The organism is Allosphingosinicella deserti, assembly GCF_003012735.1.
Taxonomy (GTDB): Bacteria; Pseudomonadota; Alphaproteobacteria; order Sphingomonadales; family Sphingomonadaceae; genus Allosphingosinicella; species Allosphingosinicella deserti.
Window position 1 is genome coordinate 207,614 of record NZ_PXYI01000009.1, and the last position, 13,661, is coordinate 221,274.

General features: G+C 65.3%; 12 protein-coding genes. 3 read left to right on the forward strand and 9 right to left on the reverse strand.

Annotated features, from left to right (window positions below; translation table 11 throughout):
* Nucleotides 1-29 precede the first annotated feature (29 nt).
* The 4 genes from C7I55_RS23070 to dapA are packed head-to-tail and all read right to left on the reverse strand — an operon-like array spanning nt 30 to nt 4,390.
* Nucleotides 30-2,375, reverse strand: a complete 2,346-nt coding sequence (locus tag C7I55_RS23070; RefSeq protein ID WP_106515388.1) for a hybrid sensor histidine kinase/response regulator — start codon at nt 2,373-2,375, stop codon at nt 30-32.
* A 30-nt stretch (nt 2,376-2,405) separates the two neighbouring features.
* Nucleotides 2,406-2,969, reverse strand: a complete 564-nt coding sequence (locus C7I55_RS23075; protein WP_199193026.1) for a DUF2062 domain-containing protein — start codon at nt 2,967-2,969, stop codon at nt 2,406-2,408.
* A complete protein-coding gene (gene smpB, locus C7I55_RS23080; RefSeq protein ID WP_106515389.1) occupies nt 2,962-3,444 on the reverse strand; it encodes an SsrA-binding protein SmpB in 483 nt (160 codons plus the stop codon). Before smpB ends, C7I55_RS23075 begins: the two co-directional genes overlap by 8 nt.
* Before the next feature lie 52 nt (nt 3,445-3,496).
* Nucleotides 3,497-4,390, reverse strand: a complete 894-nt coding sequence (gene dapA, locus C7I55_RS23085) for a 4-hydroxy-tetrahydrodipicolinate synthase (protein WP_106515390.1) — start codon at nt 4,388-4,390, stop codon at nt 3,497-3,499.
* A 112-nt stretch (nt 4,391-4,502) separates the two neighbouring features.
* Here dapA and C7I55_RS23090 point away from each other — a divergent pair, with 112 nt between their 5' ends.
* Nucleotides 4,503-6,518 carry a lytic transglycosylase domain-containing protein gene (locus C7I55_RS23090; protein WP_233222368.1) on the forward strand — a complete coding sequence of 672 codons (2,016 nt, stop codon included), beginning with the start codon at nt 4,503-4,505 and terminating at the stop codon, nt 6,516-6,518.
* A 40-nt stretch (nt 6,519-6,558) separates the two neighbouring features.
* On the opposite strand, the gene serB is transcribed toward C7I55_RS23090, so the two are convergent.
* Nucleotides 6,559-7,437 (reverse strand): phosphoserine phosphatase SerB, encoded by an 879-nt coding sequence (gene serB, locus C7I55_RS23095; protein ID WP_106515391.1) that lies wholly within the window; start codon nt 7,435-7,437, stop codon nt 6,559-6,561.
* Between serB and miaA the strand changes: the two genes are divergently transcribed.
* Nucleotides 7,430-8,407 carry a tRNA (adenosine(37)-N6)-dimethylallyltransferase MiaA gene (miaA, locus tag C7I55_RS23100; RefSeq protein WP_106515392.1) on the forward strand — a complete coding sequence of 326 codons (978 nt, stop codon included), beginning with the start codon at nt 7,430-7,432 and terminating at the stop codon, nt 8,405-8,407. The genes serB and miaA overlap by 8 nt on opposite strands.
* 22 nt (nt 8,408-8,429) lie before the next feature.
* A complete protein-coding gene (gene ilvC, locus C7I55_RS23105) occupies nt 8,430-9,413 on the forward strand; it encodes a ketol-acid reductoisomerase (protein WP_106515393.1) in 984 nt (327 codons plus the stop codon).
* Nucleotides 9,414-9,422: 9 nt separating this feature from the next.
* Here the strand turns inward: ilvC and C7I55_RS23110 are convergent, their stop codons facing one another.
* From C7I55_RS23110 to C7I55_RS23125, 4 genes are read right to left on the reverse strand one after another with little or no spacing between them, the layout of a single operon-like run.
* Nucleotides 9,423-10,106: a hypothetical protein gene (locus C7I55_RS23110; protein ID WP_106515394.1), complete on the reverse strand. Its 684-nt coding sequence runs from the start codon at nt 10,104-10,106 to the stop codon at nt 9,423-9,425.
* Nucleotides 10,107-10,148: 42 nt separating this feature from the next.
* Nucleotides 10,149-10,856, reverse strand: coding sequence for a COG3904 family protein (locus C7I55_RS23115; protein ID WP_233222369.1), 708 nt, complete (start codon nt 10,854-10,856; stop codon nt 10,149-10,151).
* Nucleotides 10,856-11,359 (reverse strand): hypothetical protein, encoded by a 504-nt coding sequence (locus C7I55_RS23120; RefSeq protein WP_106515395.1) that lies wholly within the window; start codon nt 11,357-11,359, stop codon nt 10,856-10,858. The genes C7I55_RS23115 and C7I55_RS23120 overlap by 1 nt, the downstream gene beginning before the upstream one ends.
* Nucleotides 11,360-11,394: 35 nt before the next feature.
* The gene (locus C7I55_RS23125) at nt 11,395-13,353 is read right to left on the reverse strand and encodes a hypothetical protein (RefSeq protein ID WP_106515396.1); all 1,959 of its coding nucleotides are present in this window, start codon (nt 13,351-13,353) and stop codon (nt 11,395-11,397) included.
* Between the last annotated feature and the right edge of the window lie 308 nt (nt 13,354-13,661).

Below are 13,661 nucleotides of genomic sequence, written 5' to 3' on the forward strand. Positions count from 1 at the left end.
TTAAAGGCTCCGGAACCGTTGCGAAACAATTATTTCGCGGCAAGCGCATCGCGCGCGGACTCGGCGAGCTTCTGCACCGAAAAGGGCTTGGCGAGGAACGAGACCCGCTCGAGGTCGATCGACTGGCGCAGTTGCTCCTCCGCGTAACCGGAGATGAACAGGATCGGGAGATCCGGATTCATCTGTCGCGCGATCCGGGCGGTGGTCGGACCGTCCATGGTCGGCATGACGACGTCGGAAATCATCAGATCGATCTTCGGCTCGCGTTCCAGAATCTCGATCGCAGCCTCGCCGTTCTCGGCCAGCAGGACGGTGTAGCCGTGGCGGGTCAGCGCGCGCTCAGCGACGGCACGGACGGTCGCCTCGTCCTCGACCAGCAGAATGGTGCCGCTGCCCCACAATTCGCCGGTCGTCTCCTTGACCTTGCGCGTCGAGGCCGGCGTTTCGCTGCGATTGACCGGCAGGTAGATGACGAAGCTGGTGCCCTGCCCCGGCTGCGACTCGGCGAAGATGAAGCCGCCGGATTGCTTGACGATGCCGTAGACGGTGGAGAGACCGAGACCCGTGCCCTTGCCGACTTCCTTGGTGGTGAAGAATGGCTCGAATATCTTGGGCAGCACGTTCGCCGGAATACCGCTGCCGGTATCGGTGACCCGCAAGGCGGTATATTCGGCGATCGGCAAAATCTCGCTGCCCATCCGTCGGACGTCGTCGGCGGAAACCGAATAGGTCTGGATGGTGAGCGCGCCGCCCTCCGGCATGGCATCGCGGGCGTTGACCGCAAGATTGACGATCACCTGTTCAAGTTGGCCGGGATCAGCGCGAACCGCGCCCAGCGCACGGCCGTGCTTGACCTGCAGGCTCACCTTCTCGCCGAGCAGCCGCTTCAGCAGGTTCGACACCTCGGCGATGACATCGGGAAGCTGCAGCACCTGCGGCCGGAGCGTCTGCTGGCGCGAGAATGCGAGCAGTTGCCGGGTCAGGCCGGCCGCGCGGTTGGAATTGGATCGGATCTGCTGGATGTCGTCATAATCGCTGTCGCCCGGTGTGTGGCGCATCAGCATCAGGTCGCAATGCCCGATGATCGCGGTCAGAATGTTGTTGAAGTCGTGCGCGACTCCGCCTGCGAGCTGGCCCACCGCCTGCATCTTGGTAGCCTGCGCAACCTGGCGCTTCAGCCGGTCTTCCTCGGTATTGTCCTTGAGCGACAGCAGAACGGCGGCGTCGCCGAGGCCGCGCGCGCCTGCAACCGTCATCGCCACCGGCTCTTCGGGCTTCGAGCGCAGCCGCACCGCAATGTCGCCCGACATCGAAGGTCCGCGCGCGAAACGCCGCACCGAGTCCGACACTGCGGCCTTGTCCTCGTCGACGACGAGGTCGCCAGGCCAGGTCGGCTCGACGTCGCGGTCGAGCCCTGCGCCGCGCCGAAAGGCGGAGTTCAGATAGATGAAGCGGCCGTCGCGATCGGCAAGCGCAAGGCCGAGCGGCAGGATCTCGAGCAAGGCATTGATGTTGGCGCCGCCCTCGCGGCCGAACTCGCCGGCGTCTTCGAGCAGCAGGAAAAGGCTGGGGCCCGTCTCGGCGGAATCGGTCAGGGGCACCTGGACGATGCGCAGCGGCGTGCCGTTCTTGCCGTCGCGAGCGAACAGCAACGCGCCTTCGGGACTGACGGTGAGCAGATCGACAAGCGGGGTGCCGAGCCCGGCATGACCGTCGGCCGTGGCGCGCAGCAGGAATGCACGGCTCGCAGCGAGCAGATTACCGTCCGGATCGGCGACCAGGCTCATCACGCCGGCGAGGCCGAGCCGGTCGCCCGTCTCGCCACTGACGAGCCTTTCCGCCTCGGCCGCGAGGTCGTTCGCCACCGGCCGGTCGAGCGTCCACACGACATGTCCGTCGTCGAGACCGGCAACCCGAAGCGACGCCGACAGCTGGATCTCGCCGGCCTGCAGGCCAGTCTCGCCGGCGCGGCCATCTCGGCGTGCGGCGACCAGAAGGGCGCCCATGTCGGTGCCGAGCGGCAGATCGAGCGGGCCCCGCGCTCCGAACCATTCCTGCCAGACCTCATTGGCTGCAAGGATCTGCCCATGGGCATCGGTAACGGCCGCGGCGGCTTCCGAACAATCAAGGGCGGCGCGCAGCAACGATAGATCAGTGGTCGGCGCGACATCGCTCGCCGCCGACGCATTTCGGCGGCGGCCACCGCCAAGCAGCAACAACGGCGCGGCGAGCGCGAGCACACCGGCAAAGAAGATCGCGGCGAACACCGGATCGCCGATCGCCCATAGCAGAACGGCGGCGGACGCGGCTGCGCCAAGCAGGATCAGGAGCGTCGAAAGAAGGGCGCCGGAGCGGGCTGGACGGGATGAAGCCATGATGTCGGGATAGCAGCGGCGAGGCTGCGATCAAATCTCCGGCATGAAGCGGCGGGCGCGGCGCTGCCATTTGCGCACCTGCCACCAGCGCCAGATGCCGATCGAAAGAAGGTAGCCGATCAGAGCGCTCGCCGTCGCGATGATGAACAGGCCGGTGATCAACGACGGCGCCGCGTCGGAAAGTAGCCAGCGCACCCAGGCGCCGACGCCGGCACGGCTCTCGTACAAGGCCCAGAAGGTGCCGGTGTCGGCATGGAAGCCGAGCGCGTTGCCGACGAAGATCGCCGCGATCAGGAAAAAAGGAGTCGTCAACGGGTTGGACAAGAAGGTCATCAGCGCCGCGAGCGGGATATTTCCGCGCACCGGCACGCACATCAGGGCGGCGCCGACGATCTGCAGACCGGGAATCATGAGGAAGATGCCAACGAGCAGACCGACCGCGACACCACGCGGGACCGAGCGCCGGGTGAAGCGCCAGAATTCGCTGTGCAGCACTCGCTGCCCAAACGGCTTGATCCAGCGGCTCTCGGCGAGATCCTCGCGCCGTGGCATGTTCTCCGAGACCCAGCGGGCGAAGCGCGACGGCTCAGCCATGCTGTCGCATCAGCCTCCCCTGCTCCCGCTTCCAGTCCTTCTCCTTCTGATATTCGCGTTTGTCCGGCGCCTTGCGCCCCTTGGCCAGCGCAAGTTCTACCTTCGCGCGCCCGCGGCTGTTGAAGTAGATCGACAACGGCACCAGCGTCATGCCGTCGCGCGCGACCGCACCGTGAAGCTTCGAGATTTCGCGCTCGTGCAGCAGAAGTTTCCGAGGCCGTTTGGGCTCGTGGTTGAAACGGTTGCCGTGGCTGAACTCGGGCACGTTGGCGTTGACCAGCCAGACCTGGCCGTCCTTCACCTCTGCATAGCTCTCCGCGATCGATCCTTCGCCGAACCGCAGCGATTTCACTTCTGTGCCGGTGAGCGCGATGCCGGCTTCATAGGTGGTGTCGATGGCATAATCGAAGCGTGCGCGCCGATTCTCGGCGACGACCTTCTTCTTGTCGAACGTTGCGGGACGGGGACGGACCATGGCTACCAGATAGGATCGAAAGTGGGCGCGCCCAAGCGGCAAGCATCGAAGATCATGCCCGGTTCCCCGCAACGGCGATGCCCGCATGATCGAGCGCGGCGTCGACCGCACGGCGGCTCGCGTCGGATGGCGGCGTCATCGGCAGGCGGACATCGAGTGGGAAATCGGGGAAAACCCGCGACAACGCATATTTGGCAGGTCCAGGCGATGCGTCGGAAAACAGGGCGGCATGCAACGGATAAAGCCGATCCTGAAGCCTGAGTGCTCCGTCCCAGTCGCCGTTCAGGCATGCTTCGTGAAAGTCCGCACAAAGCCGCGGCGCGACGTTGGCGGTCACCGAAATCGAGCCGACGCCGCCCATTGCCATGAAGCCCAGCGTCATGTCGTCATTGCCGGAAAGCTGGACGAAATCCACGCCGCAGGCAAGCCGCTGCGCCGAAACCCGGGCGAGCTGCCCACTCGCATCCTTGATGCCGACGACGTTCGGCAGCCGCGCGATCCGCGCAAGCGTCTCGACATTGATGTCGGTCACCGTCCGGCCCGGCACGTTATAGACGACGATCGGCAGATCGCAGGCCTCGACCAGCATCTCGAAGTGGCGGATCAGGCCGTCCTGGTTCGGGCGGTTATAATAAGGCAGCACGATCAAGGCGGCGTCTGCGCCGCGCTCTTGCGCCGCCTGCATGTTCTGGATCGCGCTTTGCGTGCTGTTCGATCCGCACCCGGCGATCACCGGAACTCGGCCTTTTACCTGATCGACGCAGACCTCGATCACGCGATAATGATCTTCGGCAATCAGGGTGGCCGATTCGCCGGTGGTGCCGACGGGCACAAGCCCATGACTCCCTTCGGCAATTTGCCACTCGACGAAGTCGCGATAGCAATCTTCGGCAAACGCTTCGTCGCGGAAAGGCGTCACCAGAGCCGGGATCGACCCGCGAAACATGGAAAGTCTCCTTCAACGAGACGGCGTTGCGTATAGGATGAGAAATGCGGGTGGCCGTTCAGGGCCTGATAAGGAGCGGGGTGGCATTCTGTCCAGCATGCAGAAAAAGTTGGTGTTGAGCGGTCTTCTTGGGGTTTCCGCAGCCTCGATCGCAGCGGTCGCGACCGGCGTTCCGCAGATGAAGCCGATGCGGGTCCTGCCCGTCTCGCTTCAGACGGTTTCGACTCCACCGGCGATGCAGCCTGCCCTGCCGCCGGCCTCGCCGCCGCGACCCTATGTGCCGGCCGGGATCGACAGCGGGCTTTCGCGCTGGAACGCCCTGCGCCAGAGCGACAATCTTCCTTTCTCCTCCTACGCGTCCTTCCTTGCTTCCTATCGCGGATGGCCGGGCGAAGCGGCGATGCGCCGTTCGGCCGAGAAGGCGATCACCGACGCCACGCCGGCGAGCGAGGTGCTGAATTATTTCCGTCTGCTGCCGCCTGTCAGCAATACCGGCCAGGCCAAGCTTGCCTTCGGCCTGCTCAACTCGGGGCAGCCCGACGCGGCGCGCCAGGCGGCACGGACGGCCTGGACCGGCGGTGCGCTCTCCGACGCCGACGAATTCCGCATTCTCAGCCTGTTCGGAGCGGCGCTGACCCCGCAGGACCATGATGCTCGGGTCGATCGACTGCTCGCGGACGGCTCGCTCCAGAGCGCGCGCCGCGCACTTGGCTATGCCTCTGCGATGCAGCGGCCAATGTTCGAAGCGCGGCTCGCGCTGCAAAGCCGCGCGCCCGACGCGTTCAGCCGGGTGTCGATGCTCAGCGGCTACGAAGGCCATGCCGGCCTGATCCAGGATCGCGCCAATTATCTGCGCAGCAGCGGCCAGAGCGTTGCCGCACGCCAGCTTCTCGCGACGGCGCGGATCACCACCCGCCCGGCAAACCCAGAGACCTGGCTCGAGACGTTGCTGACCAATGCCAAAGCCGCGTCCAACGACGGTCAGTGGTCGACGGCCTACGATATCGCCGCGCGAATCGACGACACCTATCCCTCCGGCACCGACGTCAGCTCACGGCCTTATGGCGAACGCGACGCCTATACGAGCCTGGCCTGGCTTGGCGGCAATGCAGCGCTGAACAAACTCGCGCGACCGGCGGATGCGGCGCGACTATTTGGTCTCTATGCGCGGGCGGCCAAGTCTCCGCAGACCCGGTCCAAAGGCTTCTACTGGGGAGCGCGCGCTGCGTTCGCCGCCGGGCAGCAGGCACTCTCCGATTCGCTTCTGCAGCAGGCGGCCGCGAGCCCCGATCAATATTACGGCCAGCTTGCGCTCGAACGTCTCGGACGGCGGGTAAATCCTCCGGCTGCCCCGACGATTTTTCCGACCCCGGCCGATCGCTCCGCATTCGCGTCGCGCCCGCTTGTCCAGGCGACCAAGGCGCTTGGCGATCTCGGCCGCTGGAACGACCAGTCCCTGTTCGTGCGCGCCCTCGCCGACAGCCTCGAGAGCGATCAGGATCGTTTGCTCGCCGGCGAGTTCGGCCGCTCCATCGGCCGCCTCGATCTCGGGGTTTGGGTCGCGCGCCAGGCGCGCAACAGCGGCGCCAATTTCTATGCACCAACGGCGTTCCCGGAAGTCACCCTGCCCGCCGCATATTCACACCAGTGGAGCCTCGCCCACGGCATCACCCGCCAGGAAAGCTCATTCGATCGCGCGGCGATGAGCCATGTTGGGGCCCGCGGGATGATGCAATTGATGCCGGGCACCGCCCGCGAACAGGCCGGCAAGGTCGGCCTGCCCTATGACCTAGGGCGCCTGACCAGCGACCCCGCGTACAATGTCATGCTCGGCACCAGCTATTTTCAGCGCCTGCTCAACCAATGGGGCGGCAACGTTCCGATGGCGGTCGCAAGCTACAATGCCGGAGCGGGTAACGTCGCAAAATGGGTCCGTCAGAACGGCGATCCGCGCGCCGGTGCCGACATCGTCCGGTGGATCGAGGACATTCCCTATTCGGAGACGCGCAATTACGTGCAGCGGGTGCTCGAAAATGCAGTCGTCTATGACGCCATACGTGCCCAGCGCACCGGCAGCGGGAGCGGCAACCGGCTGTCCTTCTACCTCGGCAAGGCCGGCGCGGGCTAAAACTCGCTTCGCGCTTTGATCGACGGCCGGCGTGGCAGCGTCACTCCGCCCATTCGGCACGGCCATAGCCTTGCGCGTAGAGCAAGGCGGTGAGATCGCCATGGTCGATCCGGGCGTCGGCGGCCGCTGCAGCCGCCGGCTTGGCGCGGAAGGCGACACCCAGGCCCGCCGCCTCGATCATCGGGATATCGTTGGCGCCGTCGCCGACCGCCAGCGCGTCGGCAGCGTCGAGACCGTGCTCCGCCAACGCTCCAAGCAAGGTGGCGCGCTTCGTGTCGGCACCGACGATCGGCTCTCCGACCGTACCATCCAGACGTCCGTCGCTGCCGAGCAGGCGGTTGGCGATGACCCGTTCGAAGCCGATCTCCTCACCCACCGGTTCGGCGAAGGCCGTGAAGCCTCCGGAAACCAGGATGGTAAGTGCTCCATCGCGGCGCATCGTTCGCACCAGCGCTCGAGCGCCGGGCGTCAGCCGCACGCGCTCCCTGCGACAGCGCTCGATCATTGCCGTATCGAGGCCCTTCAGCAACGCGACGCGGGCACGGAGCGCGCCCTCGAAGGCGAGCTCGCCGCGCATCGCGCGCTCTGTGATCTCCGCAACTTCGGCCTTTAAGCCCGCATAATCGGCGAGTTCGTCGATGCACTCGACCGTGATCATCGTGGAATCCATGTCGGCGATCAGCAATTTCTTACGTCGTCCGGCCTCGCCCTGGACGACGATGTCGACACCGGGAAAATGTGCCTCAAGCGCGCTTCGCACCGGGAGAAGATCGGCGGAGAAGAGGAGGTCGCAGGCCTTGTCGCGTTCGATCCAGCTACGCCCCATCGGCTCGACGCCGATTGCGCGCAGCATGTCCTCGCTCTTCGAAATATCGCCGCCCGAAAGCCGGTCTGCTGCTATCAGCGTCGCGATGAACATCTCTTCTCTCTCTCTGCCCAGTTCGGCTCTGCCAAGGGTGGCGCTTATTGCGGGGCCGACCGCCAGCGGCAAGTCGGCATTGGCGCTGCGCTTTGCGAACCGGGTGGCGGGCACGATCGTCAACGCGGACAGCGCCCAGGTCTATCGCGATCTCCGGATCGTCAGCGCACGCCCGTTGCCGGAGGAGGAGGCACTGGCACCGCATCGTCTCTACGGCACGCGCGACGGCGCGATTGCATGCTCCGCGGCCGATTGGGCAGAGGACGCGAAGCGCGAGATCGAAGCTGTGCACGCGCAGGCTCGTATTCCTGTGCTGGTCGGCGGCACAGGTTTCTACGTTCGCACCCTCCTCGAAGGCATCGCCCCGATCCCGCCGATTGACCCGGCGATACGTGAGGCGGTGCGGGCGCTCCCGGTCGAATCGGCATACCAGGCGCTGGTGAGCGAAGACTTCGAAGCAGCCGCACGCCTCGGACCAAGCGACACGACCCGGGTCGCCCGGGCCCTCGAAGTGGTGCGTTCAACGGGCAAGCCGCTTGGCGAATGGCAGCAAGCGCGCGCGGGCGGTATCGCCGCAGCCGTGGCGCTGCGCCCGCTGATCCTGCTTCCACCACGCGCTTGGCTTTACGAACGATGTGATCAGCGGTTCGAGAACATGATGTCGAACGAAGGGCTTAACGAGATTTCCTTACTTCTCGCTCGAGATTTCGATCCGATGCTGCCGGTTATGCGTGCAATCGGCGTACGCGAGATCGCGGCCTATCTGCGCGGTGACATGACGCGAGATCAGGCGCTGGAGGCCGGCCGGCGTGCGACCCGCCACTATGCCAAGCGCCAGTATACTTGGTTCGCGCACCAGAGCCCGATCGACTGGCCGCGTTGGACCGAACCCCTCACCAATGCCAACGCTGACACGGCACTAGCGCTGCTTGGGCTCCCCGAAGGCGGCGCACCGGCGTTGCGGGCTTGAGGCGGAAGGCCTAGCGCGAGGCATGGACATCTTATTCGACAAGGATGCTGATCTCGATCTTGTGCGCCGCCGGCGCGTCGCTGTGATCGGCTATGGCAATCAAGGTCGCGCCCAGGCGCTCAATCTTCGCGACAGCGGCGTCGATGTGATCGTTGCGCTTCCCGAGACGTCCGCCCGACGTGGTCAAGCCGGCAACGACGGTTTCGCCACAGCCACGACCGCGGAGGCGGCACAGCGGGCAGACCTGCTGGTGCTGCTCGCGGCCGACGAAGATCATGCTCGGATCTATTCGGAAGAAATCGAGTCAAGGCTCTGCAACGGCAGCGCAATAGTTTTTGCGCACGGCCTATCTGTCCGCTTCGATCTGATCCGGCCACGACCGGATCTCGACATCCTCCTGGTTGCGCCGAAAGGTCCCGGCACCGCGCTTCGATCCGAATATGAAGCAGGCTCCGGCCTCGTCGCCTTGTTCGCAGTTGCGCAGGACGCCAGCGGCAATGCCCGCGATCTCGCACTCTCCTATGCCGCGGCGCTCGGCAGCGGCCGGGTCGGGATCCTGCCGACCACCTTCGCCGAGGAGAGCGAGGCCGATCTGTTCAACGAGCAGGCGGTTTTATGGGGTGCGATCCCGGAGCTGATCCACGCCGGCTTCGAGACGTTGGTGGAGGCAGGGTTCTCACCGGAAATCGCTTATTTCGAGTGCCTTACTGAGGTTAAGCTGATAGCTGATCTCATCTACGCACGCGGCATTGCCGGGATGCGGGAGGCGATCTCCAGCACCGCCGAGTTCGGGGCGGTCGAGGGCGGCACCCGCATCGTCACGCCCGAAACCCGGGCCGAGATGCGCAAGATTCTCGCCGAGGTTCGCAGCGGCGCATTTGTCGAGAAGCTGATCGCCGATGCAGGTACCGGCTATCCTCGCCTCAAGGCGAGCCGAGGCGAGGCAGCCGCGCATCCGATAGAAGCGGTCGGGCAGCGGCTGCGCAGGCTCACCGCCCGCCCCTGACCGCGATGCTCAGGCGGCCGGGGGCGTGTTGTCGATGAACAGATCCAGTTGGGACTGACAACCCTTGTCGATGAATGCTTTGGCAAGGCCGTTCGGGTCGATGGGAACGCTCGTCAGACGCGCAATCTTCAATCGTGTCGGATCGTCGTTGCCGGTCCAGGTCAGTTGATACTCGCCGCCGTCACTGAGCGGCAGCGCTGTCGGCCAGGCGAGTTCGTCCTTGCCACTTGCCCATTCGACCTTCTGAGTGGCGCCGCCCTGCCCGGCTATGGCCAAGGTGACATCCAGATCGTTTTCGGGGCGCCACAGCTTCACGATCGTATCCGGTCCGATGCAGATCGTTCCGCTTTGAGAAATATCGACATGCCACAGGCTCGGGCTCGACGGGACTGCGCCGGCGCGCATTGCACCGAAACGCCCGCGCGCGTTGAACGCGGCCGCGGCGGTGCGCGTGCCTCCGCCGAGGGTGAAGGTACCGGGGCCGCGCAGCACGCGGGTTGCGTTCGACACAAGAACGGTGATGACGTCGCCCGGCTTCAGCGCAATCGGCGCCGCATCGCCAACCGAACGGCCCGGCGGATAGGCGGAGGAGGATGGGCCCGCCGAACGCACGACCAGCCCCGCTTCGGCTGCTGAAGTCGCTGCCAGAGCGGCGGCGATCGTAATGGAGAATGCTATGTTCCGGCTTCTCATGACCTTGTCACTCCTGTGACTATCTCGTTCGAATGACGCACGTCAGCGCATGTTGGCGACGTTGTAACGAAGCGTTTCGTCGGCGGTTAGGCAGCGACGGGTCGATCGGTCGGCGCCCTGCTCTTCGACCGCCTTCTGACGGTACATGACCTCCGTCAGCAACTTGCGCGACACGCCCATCCGGATCAGAAAGTCGTTGTCCTCGCTGGCGAGGATCGCCGAATCCTGCTCCACCGACGCAATCAGACCAATCGTCTTGTCCCCTCCGGTGGCGAGTTCACTGCGGATCGACTGCCGGTCCGCAATATGGGTGAACATGTGCACGATGAAGTGGCCATCCGCATCCACGAACCGGGCAAGTCCGCCCATGAACATGAAATTGCACGCGGAGAAGCAGGACCATCCCTTTGGAATCCTGGTTGGAATCCCCGATTCTCGTATCACCCGACCGGCCGCGTTGCCGACACGCGCATTGCCGCCCGGCGAGCGGATCCAGATCTCGTCGATAACGCCGCCCTCGGCGGCGGCCAGCGCCGCCTGCAGCCGCTCAACGACGCCATCGTCGATCAGCCCTTCGGCGCGCAGGATGTTGCGTCCGTTCACCTGCTCGGTCGAGAAACGCATCTGTCGATAATTGGACCAGTTGAGGCTCTTGGGGCAGGTGGGGTTGACGGGGTCCATCGCCTGTTGGGCACCGGCGCTTTCCGCTGATGCAAGGGCCAGCACGGCCAGGAAGAACCGGCGGATCATCAGACCCTCACATATCTGCTCGTACCGGGTCTCCGGCACAGGCGCTTGGGTGCCTTCGTTTCCTCACCGTCGACGATCACGACATCGTTGACTGTCATGCAGTGGCTGCCGTCGGCGAGTTGCTCGGCGCCCGTGACACTCGACGAACCGGAGACGTTGGCGCGAGATTCCGACGTCCAGCTCGCGGTGGTGCCGACGCCGCCGCGAACCGCTTGGTTGGTGGCTTGCGCCGCCTGCTGTTGCTCCTTGCAGTCGAGGATCGCGACCAGCGCTTCCGAAAGCAGCTCGCGGGCGGGAAGAAAGCTGCCCACGGTTCCCGCAGCGCCGCGGCCGAGCACACCGGCGGCAATGTTGCCCATGAAGCCGGCGAGACCGTTCTTCTTCTTGGTGCCGCCCTCGCATCTTTGCTTTTCGGCTGCCTGATAATCGGCCGCCCATGCGACCGGGGCCGGCCCCGGCAATGGCGCAAGCAGAACATACGCAACAATCAGTGCGCGTAACATTCAGAGTTCCCCCACGAACCCTCTCATCTCACAACCTACGCCGTCGTGCCGGCAGGGTCAATGCGAAGCCGTTCCTGCAACCTGTCAATCTGGTCTTGCAGGCTGTGCAACATCGTGTCGAGGCCGCGCTCGCGCTCCTCACGCTTGAGCACCAGCCGGACAGCGCGGGCCACCGGATCCATGATCTCGATCAGCGCATCGCGCTCGGCGGTGCTGAGGCAGGACCGGTCGGGACGCGCACCGACCAGGATCCAGCCGAGCAGAGGCCCCTCCTCCGCCCGCAGCGGCATGCGGATTGAAAAGATCCGATCGGTTGCCTCGAACTGCAACGTGAAATCGCCCGGGGACGGTTCCGCGGCGAGCCAGTCGGCGACGTCCGAATCCGGAATCCCGCGCGCATCGGCGACCTCGCCGTCGACCACGAAGGCGAGCCGGCGCGGGCGAACTCCGCCTTCGATGCGGTCGAGTATCTCGCCGGTGACGTCCTTCAGCGGCGCGAAATGACGGAGGTCGCGAAGGGATTGGGGCAGGCCCTGGCGAAGATCGACCAGCTTGCGGTGGAACCGCCCTTCCGTCCAGCGCTGCACCCGCTCGTAGACCGGCACCACCAGGATGGTCGAAACGGCTGTGCCGACGATCGGCGCGATCGATCCGGCATTCTGGCCGAAAGCGCGCAGGATGATCTCCTTGACCCCTTCCATCACCCCGGCGAAGGCTGCGCCCAAGATCACCGTGATCAGCGCCACCGAGATCGACCGGCTGATCACCGCCTCGGCGTCGTAAAGCCGATACTTCATCAGGGCCACGAGCAGGCCGAGCTGCAGGATCAGGAAAGCGAAACCGAAGGCGAACCCAGCGCCCATCTCGAGTGCGAGTTGCGTTCCCAGCCGACCAGCATCGTGCTTGAACATGTCCAGCGTCAGAGAGAGGCAGAGCAGGACGGCGTAGCCTGCAAAGCCGAACAAAGCCCATTGCAGCTGCTGTCGCTCGTCGCTTGGCGGCGTCTTGCGCAACCGGCGGAACAGTGTGTCCACCGCCAGCGCCATCAAGGCGATGAACAGCACCCGGTAAAGATTGCCGCCAACGAAGAACAAGACGGGCAGCAGCGCGATCGCGCCAATCATCCAGCGCGGCCGAAGTCGGCCGAACGGGAACAGCAGGATGCCAGCCAGCAGCGAGACATTGGCGAGATCGAGCAAGGTCTTCGGCGCCCATTCCGGCGGGCCGAGCGCCGCCAGAAAACCGAGGCCGGGCTGCGCCGTCGCCCAGGCCATGCTCTGCGCGAGGAAATTCGCGGACGGCTGTTCCGCGGCCATGGTCAGCAGAATGGCGAGGCTGACGATCGAACTCACCACGTCCGCCTCACGTCGCCGGCAGAGGAACCAGGCGCAGGCGAGGAGGAACGGATAGATGGGCAGATGGACGAGATCGGTGACGTCAAGGATCCACCCCGGCACTCCGCTTGCCGCCGCCGCACCCTCGATGTGGGTCTCACCGGTCAGCAATTCGATGTCCCGCTGGCGCCCGTCCGCACCCTTGACGGTCAACAACACGGGCCTGTCCTCATCGGCGCAGAGCAAGGGACCGAGCAGCCCGTAGTCGAGCATCGTCGTACCGGCCGGCAAAGGTGCCTCGGTGTCCGGGGCGCGGCAGCGCAGACGATCGCCGGGCCGCTCCGGAATGCGTGCCGACAGAGCGATGGTGTCGACGGCGAGGATATCGTCCTCCGCGCGCACGCCGGCCGCTGCGGCCGCGTCGCCGACGGGGAACCGTATCCGGGTCAGATCAGCGGGATCGAGCGCCAGGCCCGCCCGGCTTCCCGGCACCAGGCTGCTGTTCGGAGGCGGATCGCTCAGCCGCAGCCAGACGCCGCCCACCGGACCGACGATCGCCAGGAACAAGGCCGCGAACCAGATCGGGCGAAAGACCCACAAGGCTCTACGGGTGAAATCCGGAATTCGCTCGGGCAATTTGGCCAGAAGTCCGATCGCCATGTGCAAGTGCCCCCAACACCCCGTCCCGTCGATAGCATGGCGGCGGCGGGGGAGAAGCGGCTTTCGACGGAGAAGGCCGAACTTGCCTCGTCACGCACTCGCAGGGCGCCGCTACAACGGATAGCTCGCCAGAGCTCGGCCGATGTGCGACGCTGCAACATCAAAGGAGACCGGCCATGCGCGCATTTCCGGATCACTCTTTGCGCTGGTCATCGCAGCTCACGCCGCGCGTATGTTCGCCGAGGCATCTCCCTTCTGGGTGATCCGATCTTCGTCGGCACCACATTTGTCGCCGTAGCCCTCACGAT

What these genes read in the sequence shown, in the direction of transcription:
- smpB (WP_106515389.1), bottom strand. Translation starts at nt 3,444, where the DNA reads ATGGTCCGTCCCCGTCCCGCAACGTTCGACAAGAAGAAGGTCGTCGCC.
- C7I55_RS23125 (WP_106515396.1), bottom strand. Translation starts at nt 13,353, where the DNA reads ATGGCGATCGGACTTCTGGCCAAATTGCCCGAGCGAATTCCGGATTTC.
- C7I55_RS23115 (WP_233222369.1), bottom strand. Translation starts at nt 10,856, where the DNA reads ATGATCCGCCGGTTCTTCCTGGCCGTGCTGGCCCTTGCATCAGCGGAA.
- C7I55_RS23070 (WP_106515388.1), bottom strand. Translation starts at nt 2,375, where the DNA reads ATGGCTTCATCCCGTCCAGCCCGCTCCGGCGCCCTTCTTTCGACGCTC.
- miaA (WP_106515392.1), top strand. Translation starts at nt 7,430, where the DNA reads ATGAACATCTCTTCTCTCTCTCTGCCCAGTTCGGCTCTGCCAAGGGTG.
- dapA (WP_106515390.1), bottom strand. Translation starts at nt 4,390, where the DNA reads ATGTTTCGCGGGTCGATCCCGGCTCTGGTGACGCCTTTCCGCGACGAA.
- C7I55_RS23110 (WP_106515394.1), bottom strand. Translation starts at nt 10,106, where the DNA reads ATGAGAAGCCGGAACATAGCATTCTCCATTACGATCGCCGCCGCTCTG.
- ilvC (WP_106515393.1), top strand. Translation starts at nt 8,430, where the DNA reads ATGGACATCTTATTCGACAAGGATGCTGATCTCGATCTTGTGCGCCGC.
- C7I55_RS23120 (WP_106515395.1), bottom strand. Translation starts at nt 11,359, where the DNA reads ATGTTACGCGCACTGATTGTTGCGTATGTTCTGCTTGCGCCATTGCCG.
- serB (WP_106515391.1), bottom strand. Translation starts at nt 7,437, where the DNA reads ATGTTCATCGCGACGCTGATAGCAGCAGACCGGCTTTCGGGCGGCGAT.
- C7I55_RS23075 (WP_199193026.1), bottom strand. Translation starts at nt 2,969, where the DNA reads ATGGCTGAGCCGTCGCGCTTCGCCCGCTGGGTCTCGGAGAACATGCCA.